This is a genomic window from Mycobacterium sp. 1081908.1, from assembly GCF_001673535.1.
Taxonomy (GTDB): Bacteria; Actinomycetota; Actinomycetes; order Mycobacteriales; family Mycobacteriaceae; genus Mycobacterium.
In genome coordinates this window covers 13,063-30,283 of record NZ_LZLY01000104.1, presented here as the reverse complement: position 1 = coordinate 30,283, position 17,221 = coordinate 13,063, and the positions used below count along the sequence as shown (strand labels likewise).

Genomic DNA, 17,221 nt, shown 5'->3' with positions numbered 1-17,221 from the left:
CCATGCCGCTAGCCATCGGAACCGTCATTGCCGGCTACCGCATCGAAGGCGTATTGGGCTCCGGCGGGATGGGTACGGTCTACTTGGCCCGCCACCCCACCCTGCCCCGCAGCGATGCCCTGAAGATCCTGTCGGCCGAACTCTCCGTCGACGAGCAGTTCCGCGCCCGGTTCACCCGCGAAGCCGACCTGGCCGCCACGCTGAGCCACCCGAACATCGTCACCGTGTTCAACCGCGGCGAAACCGACGACGGCCAGCTGTGGATCGCGATGGAATACGTCGACGGCACGGCCGCAAGCGATCTGGCCGCCGCGAACCTCACCCCGACCCGGATCGTGCGCATCGTGAGCGACGTCGCAAAGGCGCTCGACTACGCGCACTCCCGCCGCATCCTGCACCGCGACATCAAACCCGGCAACTTCCTGCTGGCCTCGCCCGGCGTTCCGGACCAGGAACGAGTGTTGTTGGCAGACTTCGGTATTGCCCGCGCCCTGGATGACGCCACGACATTGACCGCCACGGGCTCACTGGTCTTCACCGCTGCCTACGCCGCCCCCGAGGCGATCCAAGGCGGCCCGGTGGATCACCGGACCGACATCTACTCCCTGGGCTGCTCGCTGTTTCGGCTGCTGACCGGCCGCACCCCGTACGGCGAATTCCGGGAACTGCCCGCGATGCTGATGGCCCACCTGATGCGGCCGGTCCCACGCCCCAGCGACCTCACCCCCGGCCTGCCGCCCGCCGTCGACGACGTCATCGCCCGCGCGCTGGCCAAGAACCCCGACGATCGCTTCCAGACCGCGGGCGCGCTCGCCGCGGCCGCAGCGACCGCGTTGACCGGTGGCCCGACGTCCGGCACCGGCACGCCCGGTGGCGGGCATGAAACACCCGCCCGGACCAATCCCACGGTGACCTACCCACCCACGTGGCCGACCCCGCCGAGCGGGCCCGGTGCCCCTGCGCCACAGCACCTTTCCGGCGGGCACTGGCCGGGTCCGCCTCCCTCGCAGCCACCACCGCGCCGCAAACGCGGCCGGTTGATCCTGGCCGCAACATGTTTGGTCGTGGCGGTGGTAGTGGCAGCGGTCGTGGGCATCCGCATGCTCGACCACTCCAGCGGCGGGTTGGCGCCCTACCGCCCGCAATCCCTGACAGGCAAGTTCGGGACGGTCAAACTCGAGCACCGCCCGGTGGCCATCGCGGCGCTCGGCTCGGGCGATCCCGACGCCGTGCTGTCATTGGGCGTGCAGCCCGTCGTCATGACCCGGCCGCAGGCCGGCGTGCCCGACTGGCTTCAATCCTTGGTGCACTCCCCCGCGCCGATCCTCGCGTCCACCGACCCCGCCGCGGTCGCGGCGGCGAAGCCCGACCTCATCATCGACACCGGCGACATCGACCAGCCCACCTACAACAAACTGGCCGCCATCGCGCCCACCCTGACGCAGTCCGCCGACACCACCCAAGACTGGACCTGGCAGACCCAGCTGACCTGGATCGCCAAGGCCCTCGGCCGCTCCGACACCGCCAAGACGCTGCTCGACGACGCGACATCACAACAGGCGAAGGTCAAATCCGACCACCCTGCTTTTTCCGGCAAATCCATCCTGGCGGTCAACTACACCGGCACGGACATCACCGCCGCCGCGGCCGTGTCCCCTCCCACCAGTTACCTCCAGGGCATCGGGTTTTCCTACAGCACCCACTACAAGCGCGCCCCAAGCGATCCACCCGACGTCCCGTTCGATATCAACGACTTCGACTACGTCGGGCGGCGCACCGACGTCATGCTCCTGTTACGCACCGACCCGGGCGCCGGCGGCGGTGGATACGCCGGCCTGCCCGCCAAGTACAGCGGGTACGGCGGGATCCTGGTCATCGTCGACGACCCCGCCACCATCACCGCGCTCAACACCGGCGGGCCCGCCGCCACCGGGTATCTCAACACGGCTCTCGTCGGCAGGCTCAGCAACCAAATCCACTGAAGCACGCCGAGAAGTCCGAGGTGTTGCTGCCCTGCGGCGATCGCGCTTGCACCTTAGTCGGCATGCCCACAGAAGTCGCAGGATAGGGCGGCTTTTACTCGATCTTGACTGCTTGTTGAATCGTCTTACCGACGATTGCGGACGTGACTAGTCTTCTAGAGGTGGAACTGGGGGTTTTGGGACCTCTCCAGGTCCGGCGTGCTGGCACGCCGGTCGCGATCCCGGGCGCCAAACCCCGCGCGATCCTCACCATGCTCGGGCTGCACGTCGGTTCGGTCGTTTCGGCCGACACCCTCGTCGAGCTGCTCTGGGGCGAGGATCCCCCGCGCACGGCCGCCAAGGCCCTGCAAACCCATATCTCGTCGCTGCGCCGCACCCTGGGCGACGGCTTCGTGTTGACGGAAGGCGCGGGCTGGACCCTGGCCGAGAGCGAGGTCGACGCTTCGCGCTACAAGTCGGCCGCGCGACGGGGACGCGATGCCGCCGCGGCCGGCGACACCGGCCAAGCGGTGGCCCGCTTCGAGGAGGCCCTCGAACTCTGGCGCGGCATCCCCGAACTGCCCGACGGCCGCCGGGGAACGTCCGAAAAGACGCGGTGGATCGAGGGCCACGCCGCGCTGGTGGAGGATCGGGCCGATGCGCTGCTGGCGACGGGCCGCGCCGCCGAGATCATCGGCGAGCTCGAGGCCGCGGTGGCCGACGCGCCGCTGCGCGAAAGGCGTTGGGCCCAGCTGATGCTGGCCCTCTACCGCGCCGGCAGGCAGGGCGAGGCCCTGGGCGCCTACCAGCGGGCGCGGACCCTGCTGGCCGAGGAACTGGGCGTCGATCCCGGGCCAGAGCTGCGCCGGCTGGAGGCCGCGATCGTGGCGCAGGACGCGGCGCTGGAAACCCCTGGCGCGCAGAACGTTCGGGCGGTGACCCGCGCCGTGACCTTCCTACTGACGGACATCGAGGGGTCGACCGCCGCATGGGAGGCAGACGCCGACGCCATGGGGATCGCGCTCGCCCGACACGACGAGCTTGTCGAACAGGTCGTCACGTCCCGCGGTGGGCGCCTGATCAAGACCCGCGGCGAGGGCGATGCCACGTTCTCGGTCTTCGAGCGGCCGTCGGCGGCCGCCGCCGCCGCCCTGGAGCTGCAGGAGGCGATCGTTCAGGAGCCATGGGCGCTGCGGGACCCCATGCGCATCCGCATCGCATTGCACACCGGGGAGGCCGAGTTCCGCGACGGCGACTACTTCGGTCGGGCGGTCAACCGCGCCGCGCGGCTGCGGTCGCTGGCGGCGGGCGGGCAGATCCTGTGCTCGGGGGCAACGGCCGAGCTCGTGATCGACTCCCTGCCCGACGATGTCGTGCTCGCCGACCTCGGCACGCGCCAGCTGAAGAACCTCGCGCGCCCGGAGCACGTTTTCGAGCTCCGCCAGGAAACGTCGGAAGACCGTGGCGAGGAAGCCTCGGGCGAGGCACCCCTGGAGCGGCCGGGTCTGCCCGCGGTGCTGGCCGGCCCCGGGCCGTTCGTCGGTCGCGGGCAAGAGCTCGAGCGGCTTTTTTCCGCGTGGCAGACCGCGCTCGCCGGCGGCACGAACGCGGTGCTGATCGCCGGCGAGCCGGGTGTCGGCAAGACGCGCCTGGCCGGCGAGTGGTCCCGGCAGGCCTATGACGAAGGCGCCCTTGTCATTTACGGCCGCTGTGACGAGGACCTCGGTGCGCCCTACCAGCCGTTCGCGGAAGCCCTCCGTTCGCTGGTGCCGTGCCTGGGTAGCAGTCGGCTTCGGGGGCTGCGGGGCGTGGAAGCGCTGCTCCCCTTAGTTCCGGCGCTGACCGATGTATTGCCCGATCTGGCCGCGCCGACGCGCGCCGACCCCGACACCGAACGCTACGCACTTTTCGACGCCGTTGTTGCGCTGCTGGGTATCGCCTCGGCGAGCACGCCCGTCGTCCTGATCCTCGACGATCTGCACTGGGCGGCCAAACCCACCCTGCTCCTCTTGCGGCATCTCCTGCGTTTTGGCGAGCGCGCCCGCGTGCAGATCATCGGCACCTATCGCAGCACCGACCTCGACCGCTCCCACCCACTTTCGGCCATGCTCGCCGACCTTCACCGTGACGGCACCGCCAACCGCCTGCAGCTCGGCGGGCTCGACGAGGAGGACGTGAGCGCCTACGTCGCCGAGGCCGGCTACAACGACGAGGAGTTGGCCCGGGCGTTGGCGTCAGTCACGGGTGGCAACCCGTTCTTTCTCATCGAGGCCCTGCGCCATGTCGACGAAAGTGGTGGGCGTTGGGATCAGAGCACGCTGCCGCAGGGGGTCCGGGAGGCGGTGAGCCGCCGCCTTTCTCGGCTGGCGCCGGAGACGAACAAGGGCCTCGCCGCGGCGGCGGTCGTCGGTAGCCGGTTCGCCCTGGATCTGGTCGAGCGCGTGGTCGGCGACGACCTGGTCGACGCGTTCGACGAGGCCTGCAAGGCCGGCATTGTCATCGAGGAGCCCGGCGGTCGGTACCGGTTCAACCACGCCCTCGTCCGGCAGTCGCTGCTCGCCGAGCTGCCATCGGTGCGGCGCATGCGGTTACACCAGCGCATCGCCACGACGCTGGAGAATGAGCCCGGCGCCGACGACGAGCTGCTCGCGGAGCTGGCTCACCATTACTTCGAATGTGCTTGGGCGGGAAACGCGGTCAAGGCGGTCGAGTACTGCAGGCGTGCGGCGGACCAGGCGATGGCCCGCCTCGCCTATGAAGGCGCAGCGGACCTCTACGATCGGGCGCTGCACGCGCTGGAGGAGATCGACGACGAGCTGCCCGACCGCGACGACCACGCCGCCGAGCTGCTGGTCGCGCGATGCGAGGCGCTGCTGGCCGCGGGTGACGTGGCTTCGGCGGCGAGTGCGGTCGCGCAATTGCAGAGCGCCACTGTCGATTCGGCTCGGCTAGCGGCATGGGCGACATGCTTCGACGGGCAGCTGTCGATGCTGATCCATCCCGAGCGGCTGGACGAGATCGAGGCCGCCGTCGGTGCGGCCGCCGGAATACTGGCCGAAATTGGCGACTCCGCCGGAGAAGCCAAGGCGCACACCGTCCGTGCCGGCTGCCTCGCGCGGCTCGGAAGAATCGGCGACTGTGAAGTCGCGCTGGACGACGCGCTGACGGCGGCGCGGCGCGCGCGGGAGCACCGGCGGGTGAACGCGGTGTTGGCGCAGGCGCCACTCGCGGCGCTGTGGGGACCCAATCCGGTTCCGCGCGCGGGCGGCCGGTGCCTTGACGTCGTGCGGCTGTTAAGAATCACGACCGAGTCGCCTGCGGTGGAGGCGACCTCGACGCGGTGCCAGGCCGTGTTGGAAGCCTTCCGGGGCCGCGCCGCGGCGGCCCGGCGGATGATCGACTCGGCCCGACGCACGGTCACCGAACTGGGCCTGCGGCACGCGTTAGTTGAGGTCGAACAATTCGCCGGCATCGTGGAACTGGTCGTCGACGAGCCCGCCGCGGCCGAGCCGAACCTGCGCAAGGCCTACAACGGCTTTCGCCGCATGGGCCTCGACGCCGACACCGCCGAGACCGCGGCGCTGCTGGGTCGCACGTGTCTCTTGCTCGACCGAGATGCCGAGGCCGACGAATTATGTTCGGAGAGCGAGCGTCTCGCCGGGCACGCGCTCAAGCCGTCGATCGCCTGGCGCACGCTGCGGGCGCGGCTGTTGTCGCGAGCCGGTGATCACGCCGAGGCTCGGCGCGTGGCCGAGGCCGCCGTCAGCCTGGCCGAACGGACCGACGCGTTGGTCGATCACGGCGACGCATGCCTTTCCCTGGCAACGGTTTTGGGCGCCGCCGGCGACGCCGCGGGGGCGCGGGCCGCCGCCGAGCGGGCCGCCGGCCTGTATGACCGAAAAGGCGCTGCGGCTCTTGCGGAGAAGGCGCATGACCTTCTCGGCAGGCGCGTCCAGCCGGTGGCCGAGGTGCTACCCGAAGCTCCGAGCGTCGAAATAGACAACGCGGCCGTGCGGGTGGGCGAACGCGTGATGGCCGCGATTCATCGCGGGGCCTGGGACGAGTTCGAGCAGCTTTTCGCACCCGACGTCTCGATCGTGAATCGCCGGAAGGTCGTCGGCGTGACGTTGTCATCCGACGCGGTGCGACGTGGGTTGAGGCACGAGCTCGAGCGGGGCGACGTGCGGGTCAACCACTTGTGGGTCGCCGCGCGAGGCGAGCGGCTGGCTCTCTCTCGATTAATTACGACCAGTTCCGACGCGAGTCCTGGAGCCCCGCAGGACGAGCTTCTTCAGCTATACGCCATCAACGAAGAGGGCCAAGTCGCGTTGCAGGTGTGGTTCGACCTTGAAGACATGGACGCCGCGCTCGCCGAACTCGACGCCGCGCACGCCCGATTCGAAGGAGAGCACCCGCCCGCACGGCGACTGGACAACGCCGCGGCGCGCGTATTCGAGCACGTTTGGTCACACTTCGCGGCCGGCGACTGGGGTGCCGTGGCAGCGACCGTCGCCGACAACTATTCCGGGATCGATCACCGACGGGTCGTGAACGCGGGGACCCAGCATGGCCGAGATTCCGTGATCAACGATCTCCAGGCGGCCGCCGGCGTCGGCTTCGCGATATCGATGGTGGACGCGATCGCGGTCCGCGGGGAGCGTCTCGTCCTCGCACGTGTTCGCGCCGCCGGCCACGACCCCGAGGCGATTTCAAATGATGCCCTGAACGTCGTCGAGATCGATGCGTCGCAGCGGATCGCGACGACCGTCACATTTGACCTAGAAGACTTCGACTCCGCCATCGCCGAGCTCGATGCCAGATACCTCGCCGGTGAGGCGGCCCCCTATGCCCAGACCTGGTCGGCTCTGCTGCGTGCGTTCGCCGCGTTCAACAGACACGAGCTCCCCGCGACGGCGCCGGACTGGGTGAATCTTGACCACCGCCGAGGAAGAGCCTTCTCGCCCGGTGAGTTGATCCCGTACATCACTGCTACGTGGGAAGTCGCTCCGCAAGCCAGGATCTATATCGAGTCGGTGCATCGGCTGAGCAATCTCGGAGCGGTCGTCACTCAGTCGACGCGTGGGACGTCGCCGGCCGGATTCGACGCCGAGTGGCTAGAGGTCACCCTTCTGACTATGGAAGGCGACCTGATGAGCCGCTGCGAAGTCTTCGACGAGGCAGATTTGGACACAGCGATCGAGAGTTTTGAGGGGCTGCACATGCAGTCGCTGCGGCAGGAGAACACGGCAAGTCAAGTGGCCGAGCGCTTTCTAGAACGGTTCGACGCCGGCGACTGGAACGCCATAGCAGAAATCCTGGCTGACGACTTTTACGCCGAGGATCACCGTCGCGTGGTGGGTGCCGGTGTCCGAAACAGCCGAGATGTCGAACTCGCGAGCATACGCGCTGGTTACGACCTCGGGGGCACGAAGATGACGTCGAGCGTCATTGCCACCCGGGGCGCGCGCCTCATCCTTACGCGTACGCGCTACTCGGGCCCCAACCAAGCGCCCGACGCATTCCTGGTCGATGTCCTCGCCATCGTTGAAATCAACGCCGACAACCGAATCGCGGCGCGCATCGTGTTCGAGCCCGACGACATAGACGCTGCGATCGCCGAACTCGATGCCCGCTACCTCGCGGGTGAAGCGGCACCGCACGCGCAGACATGGTCGGTGATCGCAGCGAGCTACGCCGCGCTGAATCGGCACGAACTCCCCGCCACGACGCCCGACTGCGTGAACTTTGACCACCGGCAGGAGACCGCGTTCGGACCCGGTGACGTGACCGCGTATACCCGCGCCGGCTGGGACCACAACCAAGACATCACTATCTATGTCGAGCAAGTGCATCGGCTGGACAACCTCGGAGCAGTCATCACTTACGCGGCACACGAGACCTCACGGGAGGGCCTCGACGCCGAGTGGCGCGGGACCGCGGTTTTCACGGTCGAAGGCGACCTGATCAACCGCACTGAGGTATTCGACGAGGCAGATATCGACTCCGCGATCGCACGGTTCGAACAGCTCAGCCGGCCGGCACCGCGGCTGGAAAACGCGGCAAGCCAAGCGGTCGAGCAATGGTTGGCGCACTTCACGGCGCGCGACTGGGGCGCGATGGCGGAGCAGGTGGCCGAAGACTATTACGGCGACGATCGCCGTCCTATGGTTAGCGCCGGGCCCCAGCGCGGTCGGGATGTCATGATCGGGCAATTCCAGACCGCTGCCGACCTAGAGGTCACGCACGCGGCGTCAGAGGTCGTCGCCACTCGCGCGAATCGCGTTGCCCTCACCCATGCCTGGTTCTCACGCGCAGATCAGGGACCCGCCGCGTTCCGCGTCGATCTCCTCTATGTCGTCGAGATCAACGCCGATGGGCGGATCTCGGCGCTAGTCGCATTCGACACCAATCAGTTCGAGGCCGCCATCCAGGAACTCGACGCTCGCTACGTCGCGGGTGAGGCGGCCCCCCACGCACACACTTGGTCGGTCGTCGCGGGCGTATTCGCCGCGCTGAAACGGCACGAGATATCGCCAACGACACCGGATTTCGTGGACGTCGACCGCCGACGGCTGGCGGTCGAGACCGGGGGTTTCGAGGGATACCTCCATGCCATCTGGGAGGTCACCGATTACATCAGCGTGCATATCACGGCTGTGCATCGGTTGACCGCTCTCGGAGCGGTCGTCACCCACGCGTCGCACGCAACATCGCAAGAGGGCCTCGACGTCGAGTGGCAGAATGTCAATCTGCTGACCGTCGATGGCGAATTGATCAGTCGTGCCGAGCTATTCGACGAGGCAGACCTCGATGCCGCCCTCGCGAGGTTTGACGAACTGGAGCAAAAGGCGCAGCGGCGGCTGGAAAACGCCGCAAGCCAAGCGTACGAACGCTTCCGGACGTACTTTGCCGCACGCGACTGGGTGGCTATGGCAGAGCTACTGACCGCGGATACGGCCGTCGACGACCATCGACGGGTCGTCAACGCCGAGACCAGGCGCGGTCGAGATGTCGAAATCGCGAACATGCGGGCGTTCGCCGACATCGGGGTGAAGACAAGTACGGCGACGATCATCGCCACCCGAGGTGAACGGCTTGTCCTGTCCCGGACGTGCATCTCAAGCGAAGACCACCAACCCGGGGGATTCCGCATCGAGATGCTGATTATCGTCGAAACCTCCACCGACAACCGGATCCTGGCACGCGTCGCATACGACCCAGAAGACATCGACGCCGCCTTCGCCGAACTCGATGCCCGCTATCTCGCCGGGGAGGCAGCGGCGCACGCACGCACGTGGACTGTCCTTATGCAGGCCTACGCCGCACTCAATAGGCATGAAATGCCTTCGACCACGCCAGATTGGGTGAACGTTGACCATCGCCGAGGAGCATCGTTTGCGTCCGGGGAAATGTTTGCGTTACTTGACGCCGCGTGGAACCTCACGACTGACCTCAGGCATTCGATCGAGGCTGTGCACCGCCTGAATGATCTCGGAGCCGTCGTCACCAACGCGTCGCGTGAGACGTCGCAAGAGGGCTTCGACGCCGAGTGGCGGGTGATCACCGTTGTCACGGTGGAAGGTGACATGCTCAGCCGTTGCGAGGTATTCGACGAGGCGGACGTGGACACCGCGATCGCGAGGTTCGAGCAGCTCAACCAGCAGGCTCCGCGGCTGGAAAACGCGGCCACCCGGGTGAACAAGCGCATTTGGGAATGCTTCGACGCGCGTGACTGGGACAAGCTACATGCGCTCTTCGCCGACGACATGCGCCATGACGATCGCCGTCAGATGGTGGGTGCTGGAGTCCTGCATGGTCGGGATGCCCAAATGCGGGACATGCGAGCGTATGCCGATATTGGAGTCAAGCCAGCGATTGAGGTCATCGCGATCCGGGGTGAACGCCTCGCTCTCACTCGTGCCCGCTTCTCGCGCCTCGACCCCGAGCCGCAGGCCTTCCTCGTCGAGGCGCTCATCGTTGTCGAGATCGACGCTGACGAAAGGATGGCAGGGGTCGTCGCCTTCGAACCCGACGACATCGACAATGCGTTCGAAGAACTCGAAGCGCGGTATCTCGCGGGTGAAGCAGCTCCATACGCGAGAGTCTGGCAGCGTGCCTTGGACATCCTCGGCGAGGTCAACCGCCACGAGCCGGGACCGGTGATCGAGCGTCTTGCCTTTACCGACCATCGACGAATCCCGTTCGCAGAGGGAGACTTCCGACGGGCGATTGAGGATTTGTGGCCTCTAGTACCTGACGCCCGCTATTGCGCGACGGCAGTACATGCTCTCGATACCCACGGCGTTGTTGCAAGCCTCGTCATCGAAGGTAGCGACGCGCAAGGGAACGAATTGCAATGGGCCCGCACTCTTTTCTTCGATCCCCGCGAGCCGCGGTTGGAGATCTACGAAGAGAGCGACGTCGATACCGCGCTCGCACGGTTTGAGGAATTGCGTCCAAAGGCGCGGCGACTGGAAAACGCGGCAAGCCGAATGGGCGAGCAATTCCTAGCGCATTTCGCGGTCCGCGACTGGGACGCAATGGGAGAACTGCTCGCCGACGATGTTTCGTCAGACGATCGCCGCAGCGTCGTAAACACTGGGATCCGACGCGGTCGAGATGTCGAGATGGCGAACTGGCGGGCCATCGGCGACGTCTGGAGCACCGATGTCACGTCGGCTGTGCTCGCGACCCGCGGAGAGCGGCTGGCGCTCTTTCGTGTCTCCTTCGCCAGCGAAAACCAGGCGCCCGAGGGGTTCAGCGCTACATCGCTCGCCGTCGTCGAGATCAATGACGACAACCGAATGGGGGCGAGCGTGGTGTTCGACATCGACGACATCGACGCCGCCTTCGAGGAACTCGATGCCCGTTATCTCGCCGGCGAAGCGGCCGCCCACGCGCACACATGGTCGGTCATAGCTCAGGTACACGCCACGCTCAACCGCCACGAGATGCACCCGACGACGCCAGATTGGGTCAACATTGACCACCGGCGCGGGATAGCTTTTGCGCCAGGCGACATCGTCCGGTATGCCCGTGACACGTTCGACGATATGCCGGACGCCACCTTCCACATTGTCGCTGTGCATCGATTGAGCAGTCGCGGCGCGGTCATCACCCAAGCGATACATGGGACATCCCGAACGGGCCTCGAAGCCGAGTGGCAACACATCGCCCTTTACACATTCGAAGGCGACGTGGCCAACCGCTGCGAGATATTTGACGACGCAGATCTCGATGCCGCGCTCGCCCGTTTCGAGGAGCTGCGACGGCAGACCCCTTGGTTGAAAAGCCGAGCGGCAGAACGATTCCTGGCACACTTCTCGGCCCGCGACTGGGACGCGATGGCACAGGACTTCGCCGGCGATTACTACCACGACGATCGCCGTCGGGTCGTGAACGCAGGTGTCCGATACGGTCGAGAGTCCGCAATTGAAGAGTTGCGGGTAGCCGCCGACATCGGGTTGCTGACCGATATCACGTTGGACATCATCGCGACCCGCGGCGAACGCTTGATCCTCTCCCGTTATCGCGCCTCCGGCCGTGATTCCGACGCGATTCAGCTCGATGCCCTGCAGGTCACTGAGCTCGACGCAGACGAGCGGATCGTGGCGAACGTCTCGTTCGATTCTGACGACGTCGAAGCCGCCTTCGAGGAGCTCGACGCCCGGTACCTGGCCGGTCAAGCGGCCGCCCACGCGCGCACGTGGTCGGCAATCGCAGGAGAATGCGCCGCGTTCAACCGACACGAAATCGCTGCGGCGGACTACGTCACCGTCGACCACAGGCCGCTCGCCATAGTCGACGCCGCTATTCCGCAAGCAGCCATGCGCAGCTGGGACGTCACGCCAGACTTCAGCATCCACATCGAGGCGGTGCACCGGCTCAACGGTTTTGGAGCGGTCGCCACCTATACCGCGCACGGAACTTCCGTAGAAGGCTTCGGCGCCGAGTGGCGAGTGATTCTCCTTCTGGCAGTCGCAGGCGACCGGATCGATCGCTGCGAGGTCTTCGATGACGCAGACCTGGACGCGGCGCTGGCGCGGCTTGATGAGCTGCACCCGCAGGTCTCGCGACCGGAAAACGCCGCCAGCAGTACGAGTGAACGCTTCTGGACGTATTTTGCGGCTCGCGACTGGGACGCCACGGCCGAGCTGACGACCGAGAACATTTGCAGTGACGATCGCCGCCGTGTTGTGAACGGCGGCGTACGGCACGGTCGGGAGGCCCACATTGCAGACATGCGGGTCATCGCGGAAATTGTTGATCCGAAGAACCTGACTCCGACCGTCGTTGCGACGCGTGGAGCCCGGCTCGCTCTTTCTCATATCCGTTCGTCGAACCGCGCCGCGGGACCAGATGAGATAAGCGCCGAGGTTCTGTCGGTCGTCGAAATCGACGCCGACGGCCGGATCGCGGCGAACATCGGCTTTGACATCGAAGACATCGACGCCGCCTTGGCAGAGCTCGACGCTCGTTACCTCGCGGGCGAAGCGGCCGCCCACGCGGAAGTATGGTCGGTAATTGCGGGAAGCTATTCCGCGTCCAATCGGCACGAACTTCCCGGCATGAAACCGGATTCGGTGTACATCGACAATCGAGCGGTGCTAATGACCGAGTCAGAGGATCTGGCCGGATACCTTCGTAGCGTTCGGGCCCTCACGCCGGACATCAGCGTCTACATCGAGGCGGTGCATCGGCTGAGTGACCAAGGGGCGGTCATCACACAGGTTGCGCATGGAACCTCGCAAGAGGGATTTGACGCCGAATGGCGGGCAATCGTCATTGGCATAGTTGAAGGCGACCTTTACAGCCGTGTTGAAGTTTTCGACGAGGCAGACCTCGACGCCGCGCTCGCCAGGTTCGAGGAACTTCAACCGCAAGCGCAACGACTGGAAAACGCCGCAGGACGTATGGTCGAGCGATACCAGGCGTGCTTCTCGGCGCATGACTGGGCCGCTATGGCGGACCTGCTGGCCGACGACGTTGTCGTGGACGATCGCCGTCGTGTCGTGAACGCAGGGGTTCGACGTGGCCGTGTGCACATCGCGGACCTACAAGTCGCCGTCGACGTCGGAGCACAGACGATATCGTTGAGCGTCATTGCGACCCGCGGCGAGTACCTTGCCTTAGCGCATGCCCGTGCCTTCAACCGCGGCTTCTCGCCCGGCGAGGTCGGCGCCGAGTGGCTCGGCATCGTCGAGATCGACGCCAACGAGCGGATCATCACGATGGTCACATTCGAACTTGACGACGCTGACGTCGCCTTTGAGGAACTCGACGCCCGGTACCTCGCGGGCGAAGCGGCCGCCCACGCGCACACGTGGTCACTCGTCACACGCGCATACGCAGCGCTCAACAGACGCCAACTCCCCGAGGCGGCCGCCGACTGGGTGAATATCGATCACCGAAGACTCGCACCAATCCCGGCCGGTGGTCTGAGCGCATACCTTCTTGCAACATGGGATCTCTCGCCGCAATCCGGCATCCGGATTGAGGCTGTGCATCGGTTGAGCAAGGTAGGAGCGGTCGTCACCCAGGTTGTCAAAGGGACATCACACCAAGGTTTTGAGGCCGAGTGGCGCACGATCGATCTCTCCACGTACGACGGCGACAAAATCAAACGGACGGAACTGTTCGACGAGGATGACCTCGACGCCGCGCTCGCAAGGTTCGACGAGCTCAATCGGCCTGGCTAGCTTCGCCTGATGGCTTACTCCGGAAAGGCTTGCGGCGCAGCACCAACACGAGAACCAACGCCAGGACGGCCAACACCGGTATCCACGGGATAAGGAATCCGACAGCCATCACGACGCCGTGGACGGCGGAGAGCATCGACTGCCAGCCGTGTCGAAGTGCGTTCAGGAAACCAGGCTGAGGAACCGCCGCCGGTTTGGTCGAGAGGCTGACGTTGATCGTCGCGTACGAAACCTGGTCGCCAAGCGTGGCGCGCTGCGCCCGCAGCGAGTCCAACTCAGCCTGTCGCTGGGTCAGCGATGACTCCGCCGCGAGCAGGTCGGCGACGTTGCCGGCCCGACCCATCAGTTGCAGCAGTCGGTTGACCGAGGTCTGCAACGCCTCGATGCGGGCATCGAGGTCGACACGCTGCGACGTCACGTCGTTGTGCCCGATCGACATCGAGTCGACAGTTCCCAGTTTCTTGGCATCGGCCAGCACCCCGTCGAGTTTGTCGGCGGGAATGCGCAGCACGAGATCAACTGTCGGCGAGGATGATCCGGTTCGCTCCGATCGCGAGTCGACTCGACCGCCGGCGTCGGTGACGGCGGTGACGAGCCGGTCGGCCACCTGGGCGGGCTCGGTGACGATCATCTGCAGCGATCCCGTGGTGATGATGTCGCGTTTGAAGGTGGCGTCCGCGGGGGCCTGCGGCGGTGGCGGTGCCCCGGGCACTGTGACGGTGTTCTCGGGAACGCCGGCCCTCGTCCCGGAGGTCTGGCCCGCGGCGCCCCTATCCTCTGATGCTGGAATCTTGCCGCTCACAATGCCGCCGTGCGTCGCCGTGGAATGACCGTCCCGACTCGCCGACCAGGTCCAGCCACCGCCGATGAGCAGCGCGCCGACGACCGCCGCCGCAATCACGTTGCGCAGCTTGACCGTTCGTGCCTGCGATTTCCCCGACGAGGGCGTCCTGGTGGACGGAATGGGTTGGCTCGGCATCATGGCGGCCCCGGCCAAGGGCGACGGGGGCGCGGCCGCCGCAAACACGGCATGGTCTGGCGCCCGGACCTTCTCCCAGCCGGCCGGCACCTCGACGGGTTGCATCACCCGGTGCGGCACTAAGCCGTCGGCAACGACGCGGCTGTCCACCGCAACAAACGCCGTAAACCTGCACAACACACCAAACCGTAATGACGTAGCAATAATTCGCTTATCCAAGTCCTCCGCGGCCGCCGCGGCATAGCGGTCCTCGAGGTCGCGCAGGTGCGCGCGGGCCCACTGCGCGGTCACCGCCGGGGCTTCCAGGCGCTCTGCGGCGACAGCGACCGACCACTCCCCACCCTCTCCCGTCGTGCCGCGGAGGGTCAGAGAACCGGACGCGCTCCCCCGATACCGCCCACTCACCACCAGCGGCACCCCGGGGAGCAGGTCGGGCAACCGAGCCGGGCTCGTGGTGTCGTCGACGATCGCCAGCCCCTCGGCGCGCAGCGACAGCGAGTGCGCAAGAGGAGCGCTGATGCGGCGATGGATGGCGTCCATCGCCTCGTCGAGGCGGTCCTCGCTTTCCACCAGCTCGCAGCGCCCGCCGCCGACACTGGCCAGGCGCCAAAGGAATCCGGCATTGACGGCCTGGTCGACGCCGACCGCGTGCACGCGCACCCGCTGCAGGTCGCCGGACAGCTCGTGCAGGAGCTGATCCTCGTTGCCGACCTGCCCGTCGGTCACGAGGATGACGACAGCGTCTCGGGCCTCGCCGTTGCGCGACCCGCCCAACAACGCGAGGGCCTGGCGCAACGGCGCGACCATCTCGGTGCCGCCGCGTGCATCGACGCGGGCGAGGTGCTCGACGGCGCGGTACCGGTTCCGGTCGCTGGCCTCGACCAGCCCGTCGGGCAGACTGGCGGGGCGGTCGATCCGATCGTCAAATGTCAAGACCGCGAACCGGTCACCGGTAGTGAGCGTGTCGACGATGCGCGCCGCGGCGCGGCGCGCGGCCACCATCTTCCAACCGGCCATGCTGCCTGAGCGGTCCAGCACCAGCACCACGTCCCGCGGGCGCGGCGGCGCGCTGGCCGCCGGTGGCAGCACGGTGAGCTGATAGGTGCCCTCGTCGCCGTCTGAATCGGATACCAGCACAAGCGAATCGGTGAAGTCGTCGGCGCCGTAACGCAGTCGCAGCACGAAATCCCGGTTGGCCCGCTCGCCGGGGTGAACCCGTATCCGGCCGTCGTCGGTGGACACCGCGTGCAGGCTCGAGCGTGCCTCCGACAGCGTGAGGCCGGCCGGGTCGATGCCGACCTCGATGGACAGCGGAACCGGATGGGGAAAACCGGGCAATAGCACCGGCGGGCTGATCCGCGACGCGTCGGGCACCGCGTCGGTGTCGTCGGCGTGCCCGTCGCCGACCGCGACGTCGGCAAGCGCGCGGCCCGGGATGTACCGCGGCGCAACCACAAGCGGGAAGCGGAACGTCGCCTCACCGTCGGCGTAGGCCAGGGGCATGACGAGTGTCAGAGCGACGCTGACCCGTTCGCCGGGCAGGATGTTGCCGACCCGGATGGTGAACACGTCCGGCCGCTCCTCCTCGGCGATGGACGCGCGCCGGCCCGACGCGATGGCGTCGTCGTAGGCCTGGCGGGCGGCCTCCCGCTCCCGCAGTTCGGCGTCAACGACCCGCCCGTCGGCGGTCATCCGCATCCGGGTGACCGCCGCCCGGTCGGGCAGCGGGAACACATAGCTGGCTTCCAGGGGTACGTCGAAGGAATTGACGAAGTCCTGCGTCAGCTCGACCCGGCTGGTGAGCCCGGTGATCTCCGCCCGCACGTCGATGCGCTCCAGCGGCAGGTTGCCGCGCTCGGTGGCCAGAGCGCCAAGGCCGGCCTCGTTGTCCGGGGCGGCCACCCGATCGATCTCAGCGTCGGTCATCGACGTGATGCGGACGGTCATGAGGGGCTCCGTTCATCAGGGGTCAGCAGGCCACGCTCGGCCAGCAGTTCGAGCAGCGGCCGAGCGGCCGCGCGCATCGCGTCGATGTCGTCCTCGTCGGGCCGCCCGCCACCCCCGGATCCGGCGGGCAGCAGCAACAGCGCCCCGCCGGGCAGGCTGACGGCCGCCAGCTGCGTGACACTGTCAGTGCCGTCACCATTGGCCGCCGGTTCGGCGGCGGCGGGCGCATCGGCCCAGAAGCGCTGTCGGCGAACGGGACTCGGCGCCGGCTCCTCGAGCTCGGCCGCCATCAGCTCGTCGGGCAGGGCGGCGACTTTGCGCAACGTTTCGTCCGTCGCTCCCGCGAGTTCGGCCTGGATGTCGGCGAGCGAGCGGCCCTCGGCCTGGCGCCGTTTGACCGCGACGATCTGCAGCAGGTGGCGGGGGCTGTACAGCGCCGTGCGGCCCTGCATGGTCGGCCGGTCGACGAGTCCGGTCGTCGTGTACCACCGGACAGCCCGGCGATCCGGCAGGCCCCGAACGCGGCCATTGGGCGCGCCCGGATACGCCGGATCGGCCAGCCCGACGGCAACCCGTCGCACCAGCTCGTCCAGCGTCCAGGACGCCACGTCGGCCATCCGTCGATACTGACACTG

The 17,221-nt window shown here is 67.1% G+C and carries 4 protein-coding genes; 2 read left to right on the top strand and 2 right to left on the bottom strand.

Annotated features, from left to right (window positions below; genetic code table 11):
- The first annotated feature begins 2 nt into the window (after window positions 1-2).
- Both A5655_RS16835 and A5655_RS16830 read left to right on the top strand, forming a co-directional pair.
- On the top strand, window positions 3-1,982 hold the full coding sequence (locus A5655_RS16835) for a serine/threonine-protein kinase (protein ID WP_067011796.1): 1,980 nt from the start codon (window positions 3-5) through the stop codon (window positions 1,980-1,982).
- 161 nt (window positions 1,983-2,143) lie between these two features.
- Complete coding sequence (locus tag A5655_RS16830; protein ID WP_067011794.1) at window positions 2,144-13,660, top strand: BTAD domain-containing putative transcriptional regulator; 11,517 nt, start codon at window positions 2,144-2,146, stop codon at window positions 13,658-13,660.
- Here A5655_RS16830 and A5655_RS16825 read toward each other — a convergent pair.
- Together A5655_RS16825 and A5655_RS16820 are read right to left on the bottom strand one after the other, a co-directional pair.
- Window positions 13,644-16,586, bottom strand: a complete 2,943-nt coding sequence (locus A5655_RS16825) for a DUF4349 domain-containing protein (protein WP_067011792.1) — start codon at window positions 16,584-16,586, stop codon at window positions 13,644-13,646. The two genes, A5655_RS16830 and A5655_RS16825, sit on opposite strands and share 17 nt — an antisense overlap.
- Window positions 16,583-17,203, bottom strand: coding sequence for a MerR family transcriptional regulator (locus tag A5655_RS16820; protein ID WP_067011790.1), 621 nt, complete (start codon window positions 17,201-17,203; stop codon window positions 16,583-16,585). The genes A5655_RS16825 and A5655_RS16820 overlap by 4 nt, the downstream gene beginning before the upstream one ends.
- Window positions 17,204-17,221 lie beyond the last annotated feature (18 nt).